The organism is Chryseobacterium sp. HNCC26DJ239, assembly GCF_057180445.1.
In genome coordinates this window covers 366681-382284 of the sequence record NZ_JBXUGJ010000005.1, presented here as the reverse complement: position 1 = coordinate 382284, position 15604 = coordinate 366681, and the positions used below count along the sequence as shown (strand labels likewise).

At 33.2% G+C, this 15604-nt stretch carries 16 protein-coding genes; 10 read left to right on the top strand and 6 right to left on the bottom strand.

What is annotated here, in order from left to right:
• Positions 1-33 precede the first annotated feature (33 nt).
• Positions 34-2001 (bottom strand): DNA primase, encoded by a 1968-nt coding sequence (gene dnaG, locus AC2A1D_RS13420; RefSeq protein WP_484044093.1) that lies wholly within the window; start codon positions 1999-2001, stop codon positions 34-36.
• A gap of 535 nt (positions 2002-2536) precedes the next feature.
• Here dnaG and tsaE point away from each other — a divergent pair.
• From tsaE to AC2A1D_RS13390, 6 genes are all read left to right on the top strand, one after another.
• Positions 2537-2947 carry a tRNA (adenosine(37)-N6)-threonylcarbamoyltransferase complex ATPase subunit type 1 TsaE gene (gene tsaE, locus AC2A1D_RS13415; RefSeq protein WP_484044092.1) on the top strand — a complete coding sequence of 137 codons (411 nt, stop codon included), beginning with the start codon at positions 2537-2539 and terminating at the stop codon, positions 2945-2947.
• Positions 2948-3021: 74 nt separating this feature from the next.
• Positions 3022-4215 carry an alanine dehydrogenase gene (locus tag AC2A1D_RS13410; RefSeq protein ID WP_484044091.1) on the top strand — a complete coding sequence of 398 codons (1194 nt, stop codon included), beginning with the start codon at positions 3022-3024 and terminating at the stop codon, positions 4213-4215.
• Positions 4216-4256: 41 nt separating this feature from the next.
• The gene (locus AC2A1D_RS13405; RefSeq protein WP_484044090.1) at positions 4257-4628 is read left to right on the top strand and encodes a hypothetical protein; all 372 of its coding nucleotides are present in this window, start codon (positions 4257-4259) and stop codon (positions 4626-4628) included.
• Between the two features lie 26 nt (positions 4629-4654).
• On the top strand, positions 4655-5428 hold the full coding sequence (locus AC2A1D_RS13400) for a histidine kinase (protein WP_484044089.1): 774 nt from the start codon (positions 4655-4657) through the stop codon (positions 5426-5428).
• A complete protein-coding gene (locus AC2A1D_RS13395; protein WP_484044088.1) occupies positions 5403-6119 on the top strand; it encodes a LytR/AlgR family response regulator transcription factor in 717 nt (238 codons plus the stop codon). Before AC2A1D_RS13400 ends, AC2A1D_RS13395 begins: the two co-directional genes overlap by 26 nt.
• A gap of 99 nt (positions 6120-6218) precedes the next feature.
• Entirely contained in the window at positions 6219-8498 is a 2280-nt protein-coding gene (locus AC2A1D_RS13390) for a cation:proton antiporter (protein WP_484044087.1), read from the top strand.
• 59 nt (positions 8499-8557) lie between these two features.
• Here AC2A1D_RS13390 and murB read toward each other — a convergent pair whose 3' ends face one another.
• Genes murB through AC2A1D_RS13375 form a run of 3 tightly spaced genes read right to left on the bottom strand, consistent with a single transcriptional unit; the run spans position 8558 to position 11284 of the window.
• On the bottom strand, positions 8558-9592 hold the full coding sequence (gene murB / locus AC2A1D_RS13385) for a UDP-N-acetylmuramate dehydrogenase (RefSeq protein ID WP_484044129.1): 1035 nt from the start codon (positions 9590-9592) through the stop codon (positions 8558-8560).
• Positions 9586-10065: a hypothetical protein gene (locus AC2A1D_RS13380; RefSeq protein ID WP_484044086.1), complete on the bottom strand. Its 480-nt coding sequence runs from the start codon at positions 10063-10065 to the stop codon at positions 9586-9588. The genes murB and AC2A1D_RS13380 overlap by 7 nt, the downstream gene beginning before the upstream one ends.
• Before the next feature lie 19 nt (positions 10066-10084).
• Positions 10085-11284, bottom strand: coding sequence for a pyridoxal phosphate-dependent aminotransferase (locus tag AC2A1D_RS13375; RefSeq protein WP_484044085.1), 1200 nt, complete (start codon positions 11282-11284; stop codon positions 10085-10087).
• Between the two features lie 488 nt (positions 11285-11772).
• Here AC2A1D_RS13375 and AC2A1D_RS13370 point away from each other — a divergent pair, with 488 nt between their 5' ends.
• From AC2A1D_RS13370 to AC2A1D_RS13360, 3 genes are all read left to right on the top strand, one after another.
• Positions 11773-12228: a DUF1801 domain-containing protein gene (locus tag AC2A1D_RS13370; RefSeq protein ID WP_484044084.1), complete on the top strand. Its 456-nt coding sequence runs from the start codon at positions 11773-11775 to the stop codon at positions 12226-12228.
• Positions 12206-12847 carry a YiiX/YebB-like N1pC/P60 family cysteine hydrolase gene (locus AC2A1D_RS13365; protein ID WP_484044083.1) on the top strand — a complete coding sequence of 214 codons (642 nt, stop codon included), beginning with the start codon at positions 12206-12208 and terminating at the stop codon, positions 12845-12847. Before AC2A1D_RS13370 ends, AC2A1D_RS13365 begins: the two co-directional genes overlap by 23 nt.
• 165 nt (positions 12848-13012) lie before the next feature.
• Positions 13013-13318, top strand: coding sequence for a cysteine methyltransferase (locus AC2A1D_RS13360; RefSeq protein ID WP_484044082.1), 306 nt, complete (start codon positions 13013-13015; stop codon positions 13316-13318).
• Between the two features lie 58 nt (positions 13319-13376).
• Here the strand turns inward: AC2A1D_RS13360 and prmA are convergent, their stop codons facing one another.
• Positions 13377-14204, bottom strand: coding sequence for a 50S ribosomal protein L11 methyltransferase (gene prmA, locus AC2A1D_RS13355; RefSeq protein WP_484044081.1), 828 nt, complete (start codon positions 14202-14204; stop codon positions 13377-13379).
• 117 nt (positions 14205-14321) lie between these two features.
• Entirely contained in the window at positions 14322-14963 is a 642-nt protein-coding gene (pdxH, locus tag AC2A1D_RS13350; protein WP_484044080.1) for a pyridoxamine 5'-phosphate oxidase, read from the bottom strand.
• Between the two features lie 24 nt (positions 14964-14987).
• On the opposite strand from pdxH, the gene AC2A1D_RS13345 reads away from it, so the two are divergent.
• A complete protein-coding gene (locus AC2A1D_RS13345; RefSeq protein WP_484044079.1) occupies positions 14988-15536 on the top strand; it encodes a YqgE/AlgH family protein in 549 nt (182 codons plus the stop codon).
• Positions 15537-15604 lie beyond the last annotated feature (68 nt).

Below are 15604 nucleotides of genomic sequence, written 5' to 3'. Positions count from 1 at the left end.
TTAAAGCGTTGTTTATTTAATAAATCAAAACGATTACACTTTCGTAATCGGCGACCATTCTAGTTTTGCAGCGAGTTGTCTTGAAAACTCTGTAAGCATCATAATTTTCTTTAAAGAATCAAAATATTGTTGTGGATCATTTTCTCTAAAATTCTCAAGCTCTTGTGTAAGCTTTCTGATTAAAAAATGAATATAATAATATTTATGAATCAAAATATTAGCTTCTACCTCATCCGCTAAATGATCACCAAGCGCAGGTGGAAAAATATTTCTCGTAGACCAATTGCTCAAATCGTCTGGCGAAAGCAAGGCATCAGCAACTTTCAGCGTAATATCTTCATCCATTAAAGTGATAAAGAAATTCCCAGCACGAAGCTCTTCTTTTTCGATACCTTCTTTAATATTTTCAATGATTTTTTGATTGATCGGAATCTGAAACTCATAATTTTCATCCTCAAAATGATGTAAAATCTCTTCAATTACGGTGATTTCATACTTCTGCTGATTCGCGTCTTTTCTTTCCAAAACCATATCACCAAACATCAACATGGTATCAATCAATTTATTTTCTTGATGAATAATATTGAACTGCACCGAATCTTCAAGCTCGGTTTGCTTAGGTACAATCTCTAATTTCGAAGGTTTCTGCGCTTCTTTTACTTGATTTTGATGCTGATTTTGGTTTTGAGTAACCTGTTTTTGAATATCTAATTCGTTAAACAAAGTTTGCTCAGACAAACCAAACTTATTCGAAACTTCCTTTAAATAAACCTCCTTTTTGAGCGCATTTTGAACAAAAGAAACCGATTTTACGATATTTCGAATCGCTTCAGCTTTCTTGATCGGATCAGTTCCAGCGTCTTTAAGTAAAATTTCAGCCTTAAAATCAATAAAATCTGTCGCTTCGTTTTCGATAAACTTCTCCACATAATCTTGTGGATGTTTTCTCGCAAAAGAATCAGGATCATCACCTTCCGGGAAAAGAAGAACACGAATATTCATTCCTTCCGCCAAAAGCATATCAATACTTCTGAAACTCGCTTTAATTCCAGCATTATCGCCATCAAAAAGAATCGTTACATTTTCTGTAAGTCTTTTGATCAGTTTAATCTGCTCCGTTGTTAAAGAAGTTCCGGAACTCGCCACAACATTCTCAATACCTGAAAGATGGAGCGAAATCACATCCATATAACCTTCCACCAAAAGACAGACATTTTTCTTAGAAATTGCCTGTTTACTTTGGTTCAAGCCATAAAGGACATTAGATTTATGGTAAATTTCGGTTTCCGGAGAGTTGAGATATTTTGCAGTTTTTACATTGCTTTTCAGAATTCTCGCTCCAAAACCTAAAACCCTTCCCGAAAAACTATGAATCGGAAAAATTACCCTTTCGCGAAAACGATCAATTCCCGCCGGAGAATTTTCAGGAAAAATAGAAAGTCCGGATTTTTCTAAAATTTCTTTTGAATATCCTTTATTTAAAGCAAATTCGGTGAAAGAATTTTTCTTTTCGGGAGAATACCCCAGTTGAAATTTTTTGATGATATCATCCTTCAACTCTCGTTCCCTGAAATAAGACAAACCTATACTTCTCCCTTCCTGCGAATCCCAAAGAATTTCTTGGAAATAAGTATTTGCAATTTCATGTATTTTATACAAAAGTTCGCGATCACTTTGCGCTTGTTTTGCTTCTTCAGAAATTTCCTGTCGGTCTTCTTCGATTTCGATACCATATTTTTTGGCAGCATGTCGTAACGCTTCAGGATAAGTAAAATTTTCGATTTCCATTAAGAAAGAAATCGCCGTTCCTCCTTTTCCTGTAGAAAAATCTTTCCAAATCTGTTTACTTGGAGAAACAATAAAACTTGGCGACTTTTCGTCCACAAACGGGCTTAAACCTTTGAAATTAGACCCTGCTCTTTTCAACTGCACATATTCGCCCACAATCTCTTCTACTCGGATTGTGGAAAATATTTTATCTATGGTCTGCTTAGAAATCATTAAGGCAAAAGTAAATAATTTTAAATTGGAAAATACGCTTGACTTTTACCAAAATATTACTCATAGCAACAAAAAAAACAGATCAGAGAGTTTTTTTCCTGATCTGTCTTTGTGCAAGGTAATAAATTTAGTTTTTCGGGTTTACCAAGTATGCAACCCTAATAAAATCTCCTGATTATCGACGTTTATTAAAGAACAGTACAGTAACTATCACCAGATATTCAAAATGGTTTTTCACCATAATTACTGAAATAAAACAAGTTGTGATATCTCTACTGCAACATCAATAAAACATCAAATAAAATACTCCGCAAAGAGCAGGATGATTATTTTTTTTCGATCGTTGTTGTTTTGTTTGATAAAGATACAAAATAGTAAAGATTATTTTTCATTAAATACCATTTTTTAATTAAATATTTTATTTGTAAATTTGTTATTATCGAAATTTATTAAACGTAAACAATTATAATTAATAAATAAATTTCACAAATCAATCAAATTTCATTGATTCGCTTCAAAATCTTATTTTTGAACCATGGTAACATTCAGTATTTCTTCTCTTGGCGACTGGCAAAAAGTTGTGTCGGAGATTCTTCCTAAAATACAACACAACATCCTTTTATTAAAGGGAAATTTAGGCGCAGGAAAAACAACGTTTACACAGGTTCTTTTGAAAAACATCGGAAGTGAAGACGAGGTAAACTCGCCCACTTATTCTATTGTAAACGAATACAGTACTCCAAAAGGAAAAATTTTCCATTTTGACCTTTACAGATTGAAAAATATTGATGAAGTCTATGACATTGGCATCGAAGAATACCTAGATAATTCTTATCTATGTATTATAGAATGGCCCGAAGTATACGAAGACGAGCTTGAAGGTTTAAATTTTCATACCATGAAAATTGAAAACAATGGAGAAACAAGAGAAATTACTTTCGAATAAATAATCTGTATATTTGCCTCGTGAAACCGATTGATTTTTAATTTATTTTGTTAGTCATAATCTATCTTTAAAGAATGAGCACTACTAATATTTTCACCCCGTTTACCGAAGAAGATTTAATGCCCAAAGAGGAAAAACTTGAGGTTATTAAAAAAGGTAAACAATTCAGCATAGGAATTCCAAAAGAAACCTGTCTAAACGAAAGAAGAACCTGCATTACTCCAGATGCCGTACAGGTTTTGGTAGAACATGGCCACGAGATTATTATAGAATCTGGTGCAGGACAAGGCTCTTTTTTTACAGACCTTCAATATTCTGAATCGGGAGCAAAAATTACTACAGACCCAAAGGAAGCCTTTGGACAGGATTTAGTTTTAAAAATAAACCCACCAACTTTAGAAGAAATTGAGTATTTCAAACCCAATGGATACCTTGTTTCAGCTTTACAAATAAACCTTAGAGATAAAGAATATTTTTGCAAACTGGCAGAAAAGAAGATTAACGCTATTGCTTTTGAATTTATCTTTGATGAATATAAGCAGCTTGCGCTCGTAAGATTGATTGGTGAAATCGCGGGTTCTGTATCAATCTTGTACGCATCAGAACTTTTAGCACTTTCAAACGGTTTAATGTTGGGAGGAATTACAGGTGTACGACCTACAGAAGTAGTAATCATTGGAGCCGGTATCGTGGGAGAGTTTGCCACAAAAGCGGCTATCGGGCTTGGAGCAAGTGTAAAAGTTTTCGACAATTCGCTTTCAAAATTAAGAAGACTTCATACATTAGTAGACAGCAGAGTTCCCACTTCAATTATCGACCCAAAAGAGCTTAAAAAAGCTTTAAGACGTGCCGATGTTGTGATTGGAGCACTTCCAAGACTTAACATGACCCCAATTGTTACCGAAGAAATGGTAACAAAAATGAAAAAAGGAACAGTAATAATCGACATTACCATCGACAACGGAAAAGTAATTGAAACTTCCGAACTTACCACGATGGAAAACCCTTACATCATAAAACATGGCGTCATTCATTGCGGTTTACCAAACTTGACCTCAAAAATGCCGAGAACAACAACAAAAGCAATTTCAAACTTTTTCCTTTCTTACATTTTAAATTACGACGAAGAAGGTGGTTTTGAAAACATGCTTCTTAGAAAAAACGAAATGAAGCAAAGTCTTTATATGTACAAAGGCAGACATACCAAAAAAGTAATTTGCGACCGTTTCGGGCTTACTTATCACGACATCAACCTTTTAATTTTTTAATGATTTTCCTTTTATTAATCGGAATTTCAAAAATTTTCTAAATGAAAAAACTTAAATTCTATATGATTGGGCTTATTCCCGGTCTTGTTATCGTATTTTTTATTCTAAACAAAAAAGGAGCAAGCTGCAGCGGATACCTTCCGAACAGCCGAGTAATTGCCGAAACCCTTTCCAAAGACTTCACTTATTCTGAAAGCTTTAAAAATGAAATGGCCGCTTTAAAAATCGATGAAAAATTTATTAAAGACAGTATTATCACCAAAGGAAAAATTGACTTCGACAAAAGCCATGCTCAGAAAAAACCTTGCCCAGATTATCTTTTAATTTATCCAGAAAACAACCCGAAATACGAAATCACTTTTGATAAGTGCGAAGAAAAAGCAACGTTCAATACACTGAAAAAAATTAGGTAAAATTTCACTAAACAAACCTATCGACTATGAATGGTAATTACTACATGATTCATGACTATGTCATTTTTTTTGGTGTTTTTGCCATTTTCGCATTTTTAGCTGTTTGCATTTATTTTTTCAGTCAAAATCAACGACTAAAAATTAAAAACATTCAAGTTACTGAAAATGCAAAACTTTTAGAGAAAAGGCTTAACGAAGTGCAACTAGAGCAAATTGGAGCAAAACTAAACCCACACCTGTTCAAAAACATTTTAAACTCCGTACAATCACACGCCTATCAAACCTACATGTCGCTAGACAAATTAGCTAATGTGCTTGATTATATCCTATACGAAAGCAATCGCCGCTTTGTAAGCCCAAAGGAAGAGCTTGATTTTGCCATGAGCTTAATTGAAATTAATAGAATTAAAATCAACCCATTATTCGACTTCAGAATAAAATCGAAAATTGATACCTCAGACCCTATTTTCCGTGAACAAATTTTCGCACCTCTTATTTCTGTAGATCTTATCGAAAATACTTTTAAACATACCGATTTTTTATCTCAGGATTCTTACATCTCTATTCAGCTTGAACTAGAAAATGGTGTATTTAAAATGAAAACATCCAATAAAGCATCACAAAAAAACACACTTAATAAAGAAAAAAGTGGTTTTGGAAGCCAATCTCTTGAACAACGTCTGAAAATGATTTACAAAAATCATTACAATCTCGAAAGAAGTTTAAAAAACGGTATTTTCACCGCAGAACTCACCTTAAATCTTAAAGATTTCTATGATAAAGTGCGTTATTCTAGATGACGAATTACTGGCAATAAGCTATCTAAAATTACTCTGTGAGCAAATTGAAGATATAGAAATAATTAAAGCCTACAACGATCCTCATTTATTTTTAAATGAAATTGAAAAAATTGATTGTGACCTTTGTATTCTAGATATCGAGATGCCTGGAATAACTGGTCTTCAGGTTGCAGATATTATTTCTGAGAATAAAAAAATCATTTTCACCACTGCTTACAAAGAATATGCAGCTGAAGCATTCGATTTAAATGTAGTAGATTACGTCAGAAAACCTATAAAAAAAGAAAGACTCATTCAAGCTTTTAATAAAGCAAAACAACAATTACAGCAATCCGCAAAGAATGATTTCATAGAATGGAATAGCAATCTAGGCAGATCGATGATTTTTACAAAACAGATTCTTTACATTAAAACGTCCGACATAGATAGTCGAGACAAAGAAATTTACTTAAATAATAAAACTTCTATCGTTCTAAAAAATCTAAATTTCAAGACCCTTTTAGAAATGCTTCCTTCAAAAGATTTCACCCAAGTAAACAAAAAAGAAATTATCGCAATTACAGCAATAAAAGCCATTGCCGGAAATGAAATCTTAACCACTTTTCTAGACGAGACACAAAGCCCTGCAAAGCTTCAGCTCGGAGAAACTTTTAAAAATATCTTAATTAAAAGACTAAGTAACGAAATGTAAAAATTTCATTACAGAATTTCCCATCTTTGTTACATTTAAACTTCCAATTGTTTTTATTGCGAAACAAACTCATGAACTTTGCAGGAAAATAATAGAATTATGAATTGGGGAAAATACAGAAACATCATATTTTACACTGCAACGATTACCGTTTTTTCATGTCTTATGTATTTCTTCATGATGGAAGGACAAACTTTAGAACTTAAGGAAAACATAGTTGCAAAAACAAACAATGGTACATCTTGGGAAAATTTCAGAGAATCTTTCCTTTCCAACCTACACCATCCATTAGCTTTACTTTTAGCACAAATTGTTACGATTATTTTCGTAGCGAGACTTTTCGGCTGGATCTGTATAAAACTAAAACAACCTTCGGTAATTGGGGAAATGATTGCAGGTATTGTTTTAGGACCATCACTTATAGGCATGTATTTCCCTGAATTTTCCGCATTTTTATTTCCGAAAGAATCACTTGGAAATCTTCAGTTTTTAAGCCAAATTGGTTTAATTTTATTCATGTACATCGTTGGAATGGAACTGGACTTAAGCGTTCTTCGTAAAAAAGCACACGACGCCGTTGTAATAAGTCACGCAAGTATTATTATACCATTCGCTTTAGGTATTGGGCTATCATATTTCATCTACCGCGAATTTGCTCCAGAAGGAGTTCAGTTTACCTCATTTGCTCTTTTCATAGCAATCGCAATGAGCATTACGGCTTTTCCTGTCTTGGCAAGAATTGTTCAAGAAAGAAACCTTCAAAAAACAAAACTTGGCACCGTAGTAATTACCTGCGCAGCAGCAGATGACATTACCGCATGGTGTATTCTAGCAGCAGTAATTGCAATTGTAAAAGCAGGTTCTTTTACCAGTTCTATATATGTGATTTTAATGGCAATAGCATATGTTTTTTTAATGATTAAAATCGTAAGACCTTTTCTCAAAAGAATTGGCGACTTACAAGCAAGCAAAAACAACATCAATAAACCAATGGTTGCCATATTTTTTCTTACTTTAATCCTTTCTGCTTACGCAACAGAAGTTATCGGCATCCACGCTCTTTTTGGTGCTTTCATGGCAGGAGCTATAATGCCAGAAAATGCAAAATTCAGAACTTTATTTATTGAAAAAATTGAAGATATAGCATTAGTACTTCTTCTCCCTCTATTTTTTGTGTTTACAGGTTTGCGTACAGAAATAGGGCTATTAAATGATAGCCACTTATGGATTATTGCAGGTTTTATAATCTCAACCGCTGTTGTGGGGAAATTTGCAGGCAGCGCATTAACAGCAAAATTCCTAGGCATCAACTGGAAAGATAGTCTTACCATTGGAGCATTGATGAATACTAGAGGTTTAATGGAACTAATCGTCCTCAATATAGGATATGACCTAGGCGTTTTAAGCCCTCAAATTTTTGCAATGATGGTAATTATGGCATTGTTCACAACATTTATGACGGGACCCACTCTAGACCTCATCAATTTTATTTTTAAATCTAAAAAATCAAATGAAGAGAGTGAAGACAATCACGATGCACAATATAGAGTTTTACTTTCTTTTGAAAATCCAGAATCTGGGAGTACACTTTTAAAACTAGCCCATGATTTGACCAACAAAATGAACGGAAACAAAAGTATTACCGCAATGAATATCGCTCCGCTTGAAGAAATGCACGCTTACGATATTAACGAGTATGAAAACAAGCAATTTAAAAATGTAATAGAAAAATCACAGGAGCTCAATGTAAAAGTAACCACACTTTTTAAAGCCTCCAACGACATCGAGAGTGATCTAGCCAATATATCGAAAAAAGGACACTATGACCTCCTTCTAATAATGCTCGGAAAATCCATGTACGAAGGGAGTTTACTAGGAAGACTACTCGGTTTTACAACCAAAATTATCAATCCAGAAAAGCTTATTAATACAGTAAAAGGAAAAGGCTCTATCTTTAACAATTCTCCTTTTGATGATTTCACCCTCCAAATTCTAGACAAAACAAACATCCCTGTAGGAATTATGGTTGAAAAAAACTTCACCGCTGCCGACAAAGTCTTTATCCCTATTTTTAATTTAAGTGATTTTTACCTTTTAGAGTATGCAAAAAGACTTATCAACAACAACAATTCTCAAATTATTATTCTAGACGCCGGTGGGCAAATAAAAAATAATATCGAAGTAAAAGAACTCATAAGAAGCATTGAGCAAGTCGCTCCCAATCACATCACATTGTATAATGAAAAGAACATTGAGAAAGACTTCCTTCAATCCCAAGACTTAATGCTCGTAAGCAGTAAAAGCTGGAAAAACCTAATCGATACTAAAAACCTTTGGCTTTCAGACATCCCATCTACACTGATTATTTCAAACCCATAAACAAAAAAAATCCCGACTTTTCATTTTAATAAAAAGTCGGGATTTTTCATTTATTTTTTTTACAAAATATTCACTTCTCTTTCGAGCTCGATTCCGTATTTTTCTTTCACAGAATTTATGATAAGTGACGAGAAATCGTAGATTTCTTTTCCGGTTGCCTTTCTGGTTGCATTCACAATCACCAAAGCCTGAAGTTTGTGTGAAGCTACATTTCCGATTTGCTTTCCTTTCCAACCCGATTGCTCAATAAGCCAACCTGCAGGAACTTTCACAACATCACCATTTGGATACCCTTGAATATTCGGAAAACGTTCTTTTAATTCTTCAAACTGAGATAAAGAAATCGTAGGATTTTTAAAAAAACTTCCAGCATTCCCTATCTCTTTTGGATTGGGTAATTTACTTTCTCGAATATTGATAACCGCCTGCGAAACCTGTTGAATAGTAACTTTTGAAACATCAGAAATATCAATTCCTAACTGCTCCAATTCAGATTTTATCGCACCGTACTCAATTTTAACATGATGATTTTGAGTGGTTAATTTAAAACTCACTTCCAGAATCACATATTTCCCTTTTCCCTCTTGCTTAAATATAGAATCTCTGTAACCAAACCTGCATTTTTCAAGGTCGAAAATTTCAGTTTCTAAAGTTTCGATATTCAGAACTTTACAGCTTACAAACACGTCTTTAATTTCCGTTCCGTACGCACCAATATTTTGCATGGGAGAAGTTCCAACATTTCCAGGAATTAATGATAAGTTTTCTAAACCACCATAATTTTTCTTTAAACAATACAAAATGAACTCATGCCAATTTTCACCAGCTTGAGCGGTGATTTTTACTTCGTTTTCATTTAAAATCTCCTCTGAAATTCCTTTCAAATTCAGTTTTATGACTAAACCGTCAAAATCTTTGGTAAATAAAAGATTACTTCCACCTCCTAAAAAGAGAAGTTTGAGTGTTTGAGCGTTTGAGAATTTAAGAGCTTGAAGCAATTCATCAACAGAATTTACTTCAGCAAAATATTTAGCATTAACCGCTACACCAAAGGTATTGAAAGGCTGTAAAGAGAAATTTTCTTTCATCATAATCCGTATTCTTTTGGAATAAGTTTTTCGAGTTCGGTTTTAAAATTCTTCAATTGCTTGTAATTTTCTTCATCATTAAAAGCATTCACAAAAACATGAGAAGTTTTGGTAGTTTTCACCTGAAAGGTTTCATCTATTTCTTTTTTAAACTGCTTGCTTTCCGAACTTCTGATAAAAGCAAGTTGATTAACTTTTAATTGATTAAAAATAGAATTTTTCTGCTGTTTAGAAAGCTTAGCTTTCCAGGTTTTATGAAGGTTTAAAGCAGTTTCACCTTTATTCAAAATAATAGAATCTTGGGTAACTTTTACAGTTTTATAACTTCCATCTTTCCCGCCAACTTGAGAATAAACAACATATTCTATGGTTTCAAAGCCAGTATTTTTGACTTTTTTTGAGGAATCTTTACAAGAAAAAATCAGCAATAAAAATACCGGAAAGAACATCTTCAACCCTGCGTTTTTTATTGCTGACATTGTATTGTAAATTAAAAATTTATTTTTCCTGATTGTACTTTTCTAGAGCATCTTTCAAGATTTCAACACTTCTACGAAGATCTTGCTCATTAAGCACATAAGCGATTCTTACTTGTTTTTTCCCCAATTCTGGGTCAGAATAAAAACCACCTGCAGGAGCCACCATAATGGTTTCTCCTTTATTTGAATATTTTTCTAAAAGCCACTGTGCGAAAACTTCAGTATCATCAACAGGAAGTTCTGCTACACAATAGAAAGCTCCTTTTGGTTTCGGGCAAATAACTCCCGGAATTGCATTTAACTGCTCCACCAAAACGTTTCTTCTGTGAGTATATTCTTCTCTCACTGCTCTAATATAAGCTCCATCGTTTTGATGCGCTGCTGCTGCTGCAATTTGCCCCAATAAAACTGGACTCAATCTCGCTTGTGCAAAAAGCATTGCCGCATCATGAATTTTCTTAGAACGTGTAACCATACAACCGATTCTCACACCACACATTGAATATCTTTTAGATTCTGAATCGATAATGATACAGTTTTCGCTTAATTCTGGGAAAGCAAGCATCGAAATTTGCTGTTTCCCATCATAAACATATTCTCTGTACACCTCATCAGAAATAACTACGATATCGTATTTCAAGGCAATTTCTGCCAATTTTTGCAATTCTTCTCTTGTATAAAGGTAACCTGTTGGATTTCCTGGATTACAAATAACAATCGCTCTGGTTTTATCGGTAATTTTCTTTTCGAATTCTTCTACTGGAGGAAGTGCAAAACCTGTATCAATTGTTGAAGGAACTGCAACAACATTTACATTAAACGTACTTGTAAAACCATTGTAGTTTGCATAATACGGTTCTGGAATAATAATTTCATCACCATCATCACAAAGTGTAGAAATAGCAAAATTCAAAGCTTCAGAACCACCGTTGGTAACGATAAAATTATCTGGCGTAAGGTCTGTAAAATCTAAAGAATGATAATATTCTGTAAGAACTTTTCTGTATTCTAAATTACCTTCAGAAAGAGCATATTCTAATACTTTAAGATCAATATTTTTTAAAGCATTAAGAGCTGTTTCAGGAGTTTCAATATCTGGTTGTCCGATATTTAAATGATAAACTTTTGTTCCGTTTTGTTTTGCTTTCAAGGCAAATGGAACCAATTTTCTTACCGGTGAAGGTGGCATGTGCTGCGCTCTGTTTGAGATCTTAGGCATTGTCTGAATTTTGTATGCGCAAAAATATGAAATTATTTTGTCTTAGTTTAAGATTTAATCAAAGTACTAATCAATACCATGCAAACCACATATTTTATATTTAAATCATCAAAAATTAAATTAAAATAAATTTTAAATACAAAAATCGAATATACAATATACACAACAAACCATTTTAGCTAAAACATTTAAAAAAAAAACAAAACACATTCACAATTTACTGAATTATTTAATACTTTTGTGCAAGAAAAAATCATGAAGTATTTATGAAAAACACTACCTTCTTACATACTCAGTGTTTTAGGTATAGCTGAACTTAATGCAGGATTATATCTATTGAACATTCAATTTAAAGACGGTTCGCAAAAAACTGCGAAAGTCATCAAAAAATAAATTATTTTTGAATTATTATATGAACGGTTGTACAGATGATGTACAACCGTTTTTTATTCTATTAAAATTTTGTTTATTTGAAAAAAAAATACATCATGCAAATATTTACTGATACCATAGAAGAATATATCTCGAAAATCCCAGAAGAAAGACAAGAAATATTTACAAAATTATATCAAACCATTCACAAAAATCTTCCAGAAGGTTTCAAAGAAGGATGCTCCTACGGAATGATTGGCTGGAATGTACCTCTGGAAACCTATCCTGCAGGATATCATTGCACTCCAGAACAACCACTCCCCTTCATGAGTATCGCCTCTCAGAAAAATTTTATCGCATTATATCATATGGGATTATATTCTGATCCCGAGTTACTAAAATGGTTTACGGAAGAATTTCCAAAACATTCAAAAAGGAAGCTCGACATGGGAAAATCGTGTGTGAGGTTTAAAAACATCAACGAAATTCCTTTAGAACTAATTGGAGAACTAAGCACAAAAATAACAGTACAAAAGTTTATTGATCTTTATGAAGAAAATCTTAAACGCTAAATTCTTTACTTTTTTAGCCTTAATTCTTACACTTTTTAACTGCGCTTCCAATATAAAATCTGACCTTAAAAATGGAGATTTGCTTTTCGTGACCGCAACAAATTCTGGACTTTCTGGAGCAATCAATAATGTTACTCAAAAAAAAGAAAGCGAAAAATTTGACCACATCGGAATTTTAGAAATCAAAAACGGAAAATATTTTGTGCTGCATGCTTCGCCAGAAAAAGGTTCAAACCGACAAGATTTAAAAGATTTCATTAAAAATCAAAAAGAAGACAAACAAAATATTGTAGTTTATCGACTAAAACCCGAGTTTCAAAATACAATTTCTACTGCTTTAGAAAAAGCAAACACGATGCTCGGAAAGCCTTATAATTTCAATTATATTTTAGACGAAAACTCTTATTATTGTTCAGATTTTATTGAAAGAATTTTTAGAAAAGACCATATTTTCAAACTTGAACCCATGACGTTTATTGACCCAAAAACTGGAAAAACCAACGAATTCTGGCAAAATTTTTACGATAAAAAAAATCTAAAAGTTCCCGAAGGAGAGCCAGGTTGCAACCCAAACGGTTTGGCTGCTTCAGAAAAACTCATGCGCATCAAAGAATTATAATTACGAAAGAAACCCATTATGGTTTCTTTTTTTTTTGTTAAAATATCACATTTATTAGTCCACAAATTTGGTGGACTAATATTTTTTTTTACTTTTGTCCTGTATTTAAAACAAAAACAAATTTATGTACGAAAGAATTGAGTCATTAATCTAAAAAAAATCAGCATGATTACACAAAAACTGCAGGCTTTGCCACAAAAACTGAACATTAGCAAAAAAGAACTAATCTTGGAAGTAGAATTGAACGGGAAAATGAAATTTGATTATCTCCTAAACGTAATCTGCAACCAAATGGGAATGTGCTACAGAGTTTTGAATGCAGATGTGGAATACGTGAATGGTAATGATTTTGGCTCGTTTCAATTGTATTTGAACGCCACCACGGAAGAATTTCAGAATCTGGAATACTTTCTTAATAAAAATAAATTACTGAATACGAACGTAGAATATGTCTGCCGAAAATATTCCTAATTTTGATTCCATATAGTTTGAGTAAGCGCCCATCTTTTCGGAGATGGGCGCTTTTTATTTATTTTTCAAGAAGAAGACTTACCCACTCTTCTCTTTGCAGCTGTTTTTTCAGTTCTAAACCGTTTTCTTTACAAACTTCCAAAATATCAGCAACATCAAAGAAACACAACCCTGAAAGAAGCAATTTCCCGCCATCATTTAAAACAGAAACATAAGTCGGGATATCAGAAATAAGGATATTTCTATTAATATTAGCTAAAATAATATCGTAGTTTTCTTTTCCTAAATTATCAGCTGTTCCTAATTCAATATCGAGCTCCACCCCATTTCTTACTGCGTTTTCTTTAGAATTTTCTACAGACCATTCATCAATATCAATCGCTTTTGTATCTCCAGCTCCAATTTGTTTGGCATAAATTGCTAAAACTGAAGTTCCGCAACCCATATCAAGTACTTTTTTACCGTTAAAATCGATATCCATCATTTGTTGAATCATCAAATGCGTCGTTGGATGATGCCCCGTTCCGAAAGACATTTTAGGCTGAATAATAATTTCGTGCATTCCAGGAACTGATTCATGAAATTCTGCTCTAATTAATACTTTATCATCGATATTAATAGGTTCGAAATTCTTCTCCCACTCTTCATTCCAGTTGATATTGGGCATTTCTTGGAAAGTATATTCTATTTTTACCTCTTCGTTTTGAAACAGCGGAAGCGCCTTCAATTCTTCTTCATTAAAAAGTTCCTTCTGAACGTATCCTAAAATACCTTCAAGCTCTTCTGTGAAACTATCGAAACCAATCTCGATAAGTTCTGCCATAAGAATCTCGTTCCAAGGCTGAAGCGGAGAAATTTTAAAATTGAATTCTAAATAATTTTGCATACGAATAATTTGCTGCAAAAATAATTATTTTAAATCGGAAGTAGCGCTTTACTTAAATATTTAAAAAAGAGAATATGCAGTTTTACATATTCTCTTTTTATATTTAAATTGATCTTATTACGGTGCCAATCTGGAAATTTCCCAATCCCATTCTTTTAAGTTATAAATAATGCGGTCGTGCAAACGATTGGGTCTTCCTTGCCAAAATTCAATCTCATAAGGTTTTGCGATGTAACCTCCCCAGTTTTCTGGTCTGGGAACTTCCTTATTTTCGTATTCGTTTTCCAAATCTTTAAGTTTTTCTTCTAAAAATTCGCGATTCGGAATTACAGTACTTTGTGGCGAAACTACAGCTCCCAACTGACTTCCCTTTGGTCTAGAGTGAAAATAACCATCGCTTAGATTCTCTGGAATTCTTTCAAGATTTGCTTTAATAATAATTTGTCTTTCCATAGAAGGCCAGAAAAAATGCAGACATGCTTTGTGCGTTTTCTCAATAGACTTCCCTTTTCGGCTTTCGTAGTTGGTATAAAATACAAAACCTTCATAGTTGTAAGACTTCAAAAGTACCATTCTACTTCGCGGACAACCGTCCTCCTCTATCGTAGACACGCACATTGCGTTAGATTCTGATATCATAGGATTCTCTGTAGCTTCCAAAAACCAATCCCTAAACTGTTCGAACGGATTTTGTTTAATCTCATTCTCAATAAGTTGAGATTTTTCGTATGTTTTTCTCCTATCGTGCAGATTTTCCATAAAGAATTTTTATTACATTTGAGTATGAATTACTCGTACAAAGGTAAAATATTAATCTCTACGCCTGATATTTCAGGGGATATTTTTTCGAGGTCTGTAGTGCTCATGATTGATCATAATGAGAATGGAAGTTTTGGGCTTATCCTCAACAAAAGAAACACTAAAATGAGTACAAGATTCAAAAATATTTTTGAATTTAAAATTGATGTGTACGATGGTGGTCCTGTAGAAAATGATAAAGTTTTTTTCATCATTAAAGGTGAAAAAATTACCGACAATTATTCTGAAATTAATGACCATTTCTACCTTACTGAAGATGTAGAAAAGGTGATTAGTGGTGTAATGACCAATCAATTGAATGTGGAAGATTTAAAAATATTCTCAGGATATTCTGGATGGTCTGCCGGACAACTTGAAAACGAAATTTCAAGAAAACTTTGGACGGTTGTAGATGTTTACAATCTAGATTACACACTTCCCAACGATCATACTTTATGGAAAACCATTATGCAAAATCTGGGAGGCGAGTTTCTTCTTTGGGCAAATTCACCGGAAGACATTTCGATGAACTAAATCTTTAAGTAACTCATTTTCAAATATTAACAAAATTTTAAGTCTGCTTTAACTAATTTTTAAGACCA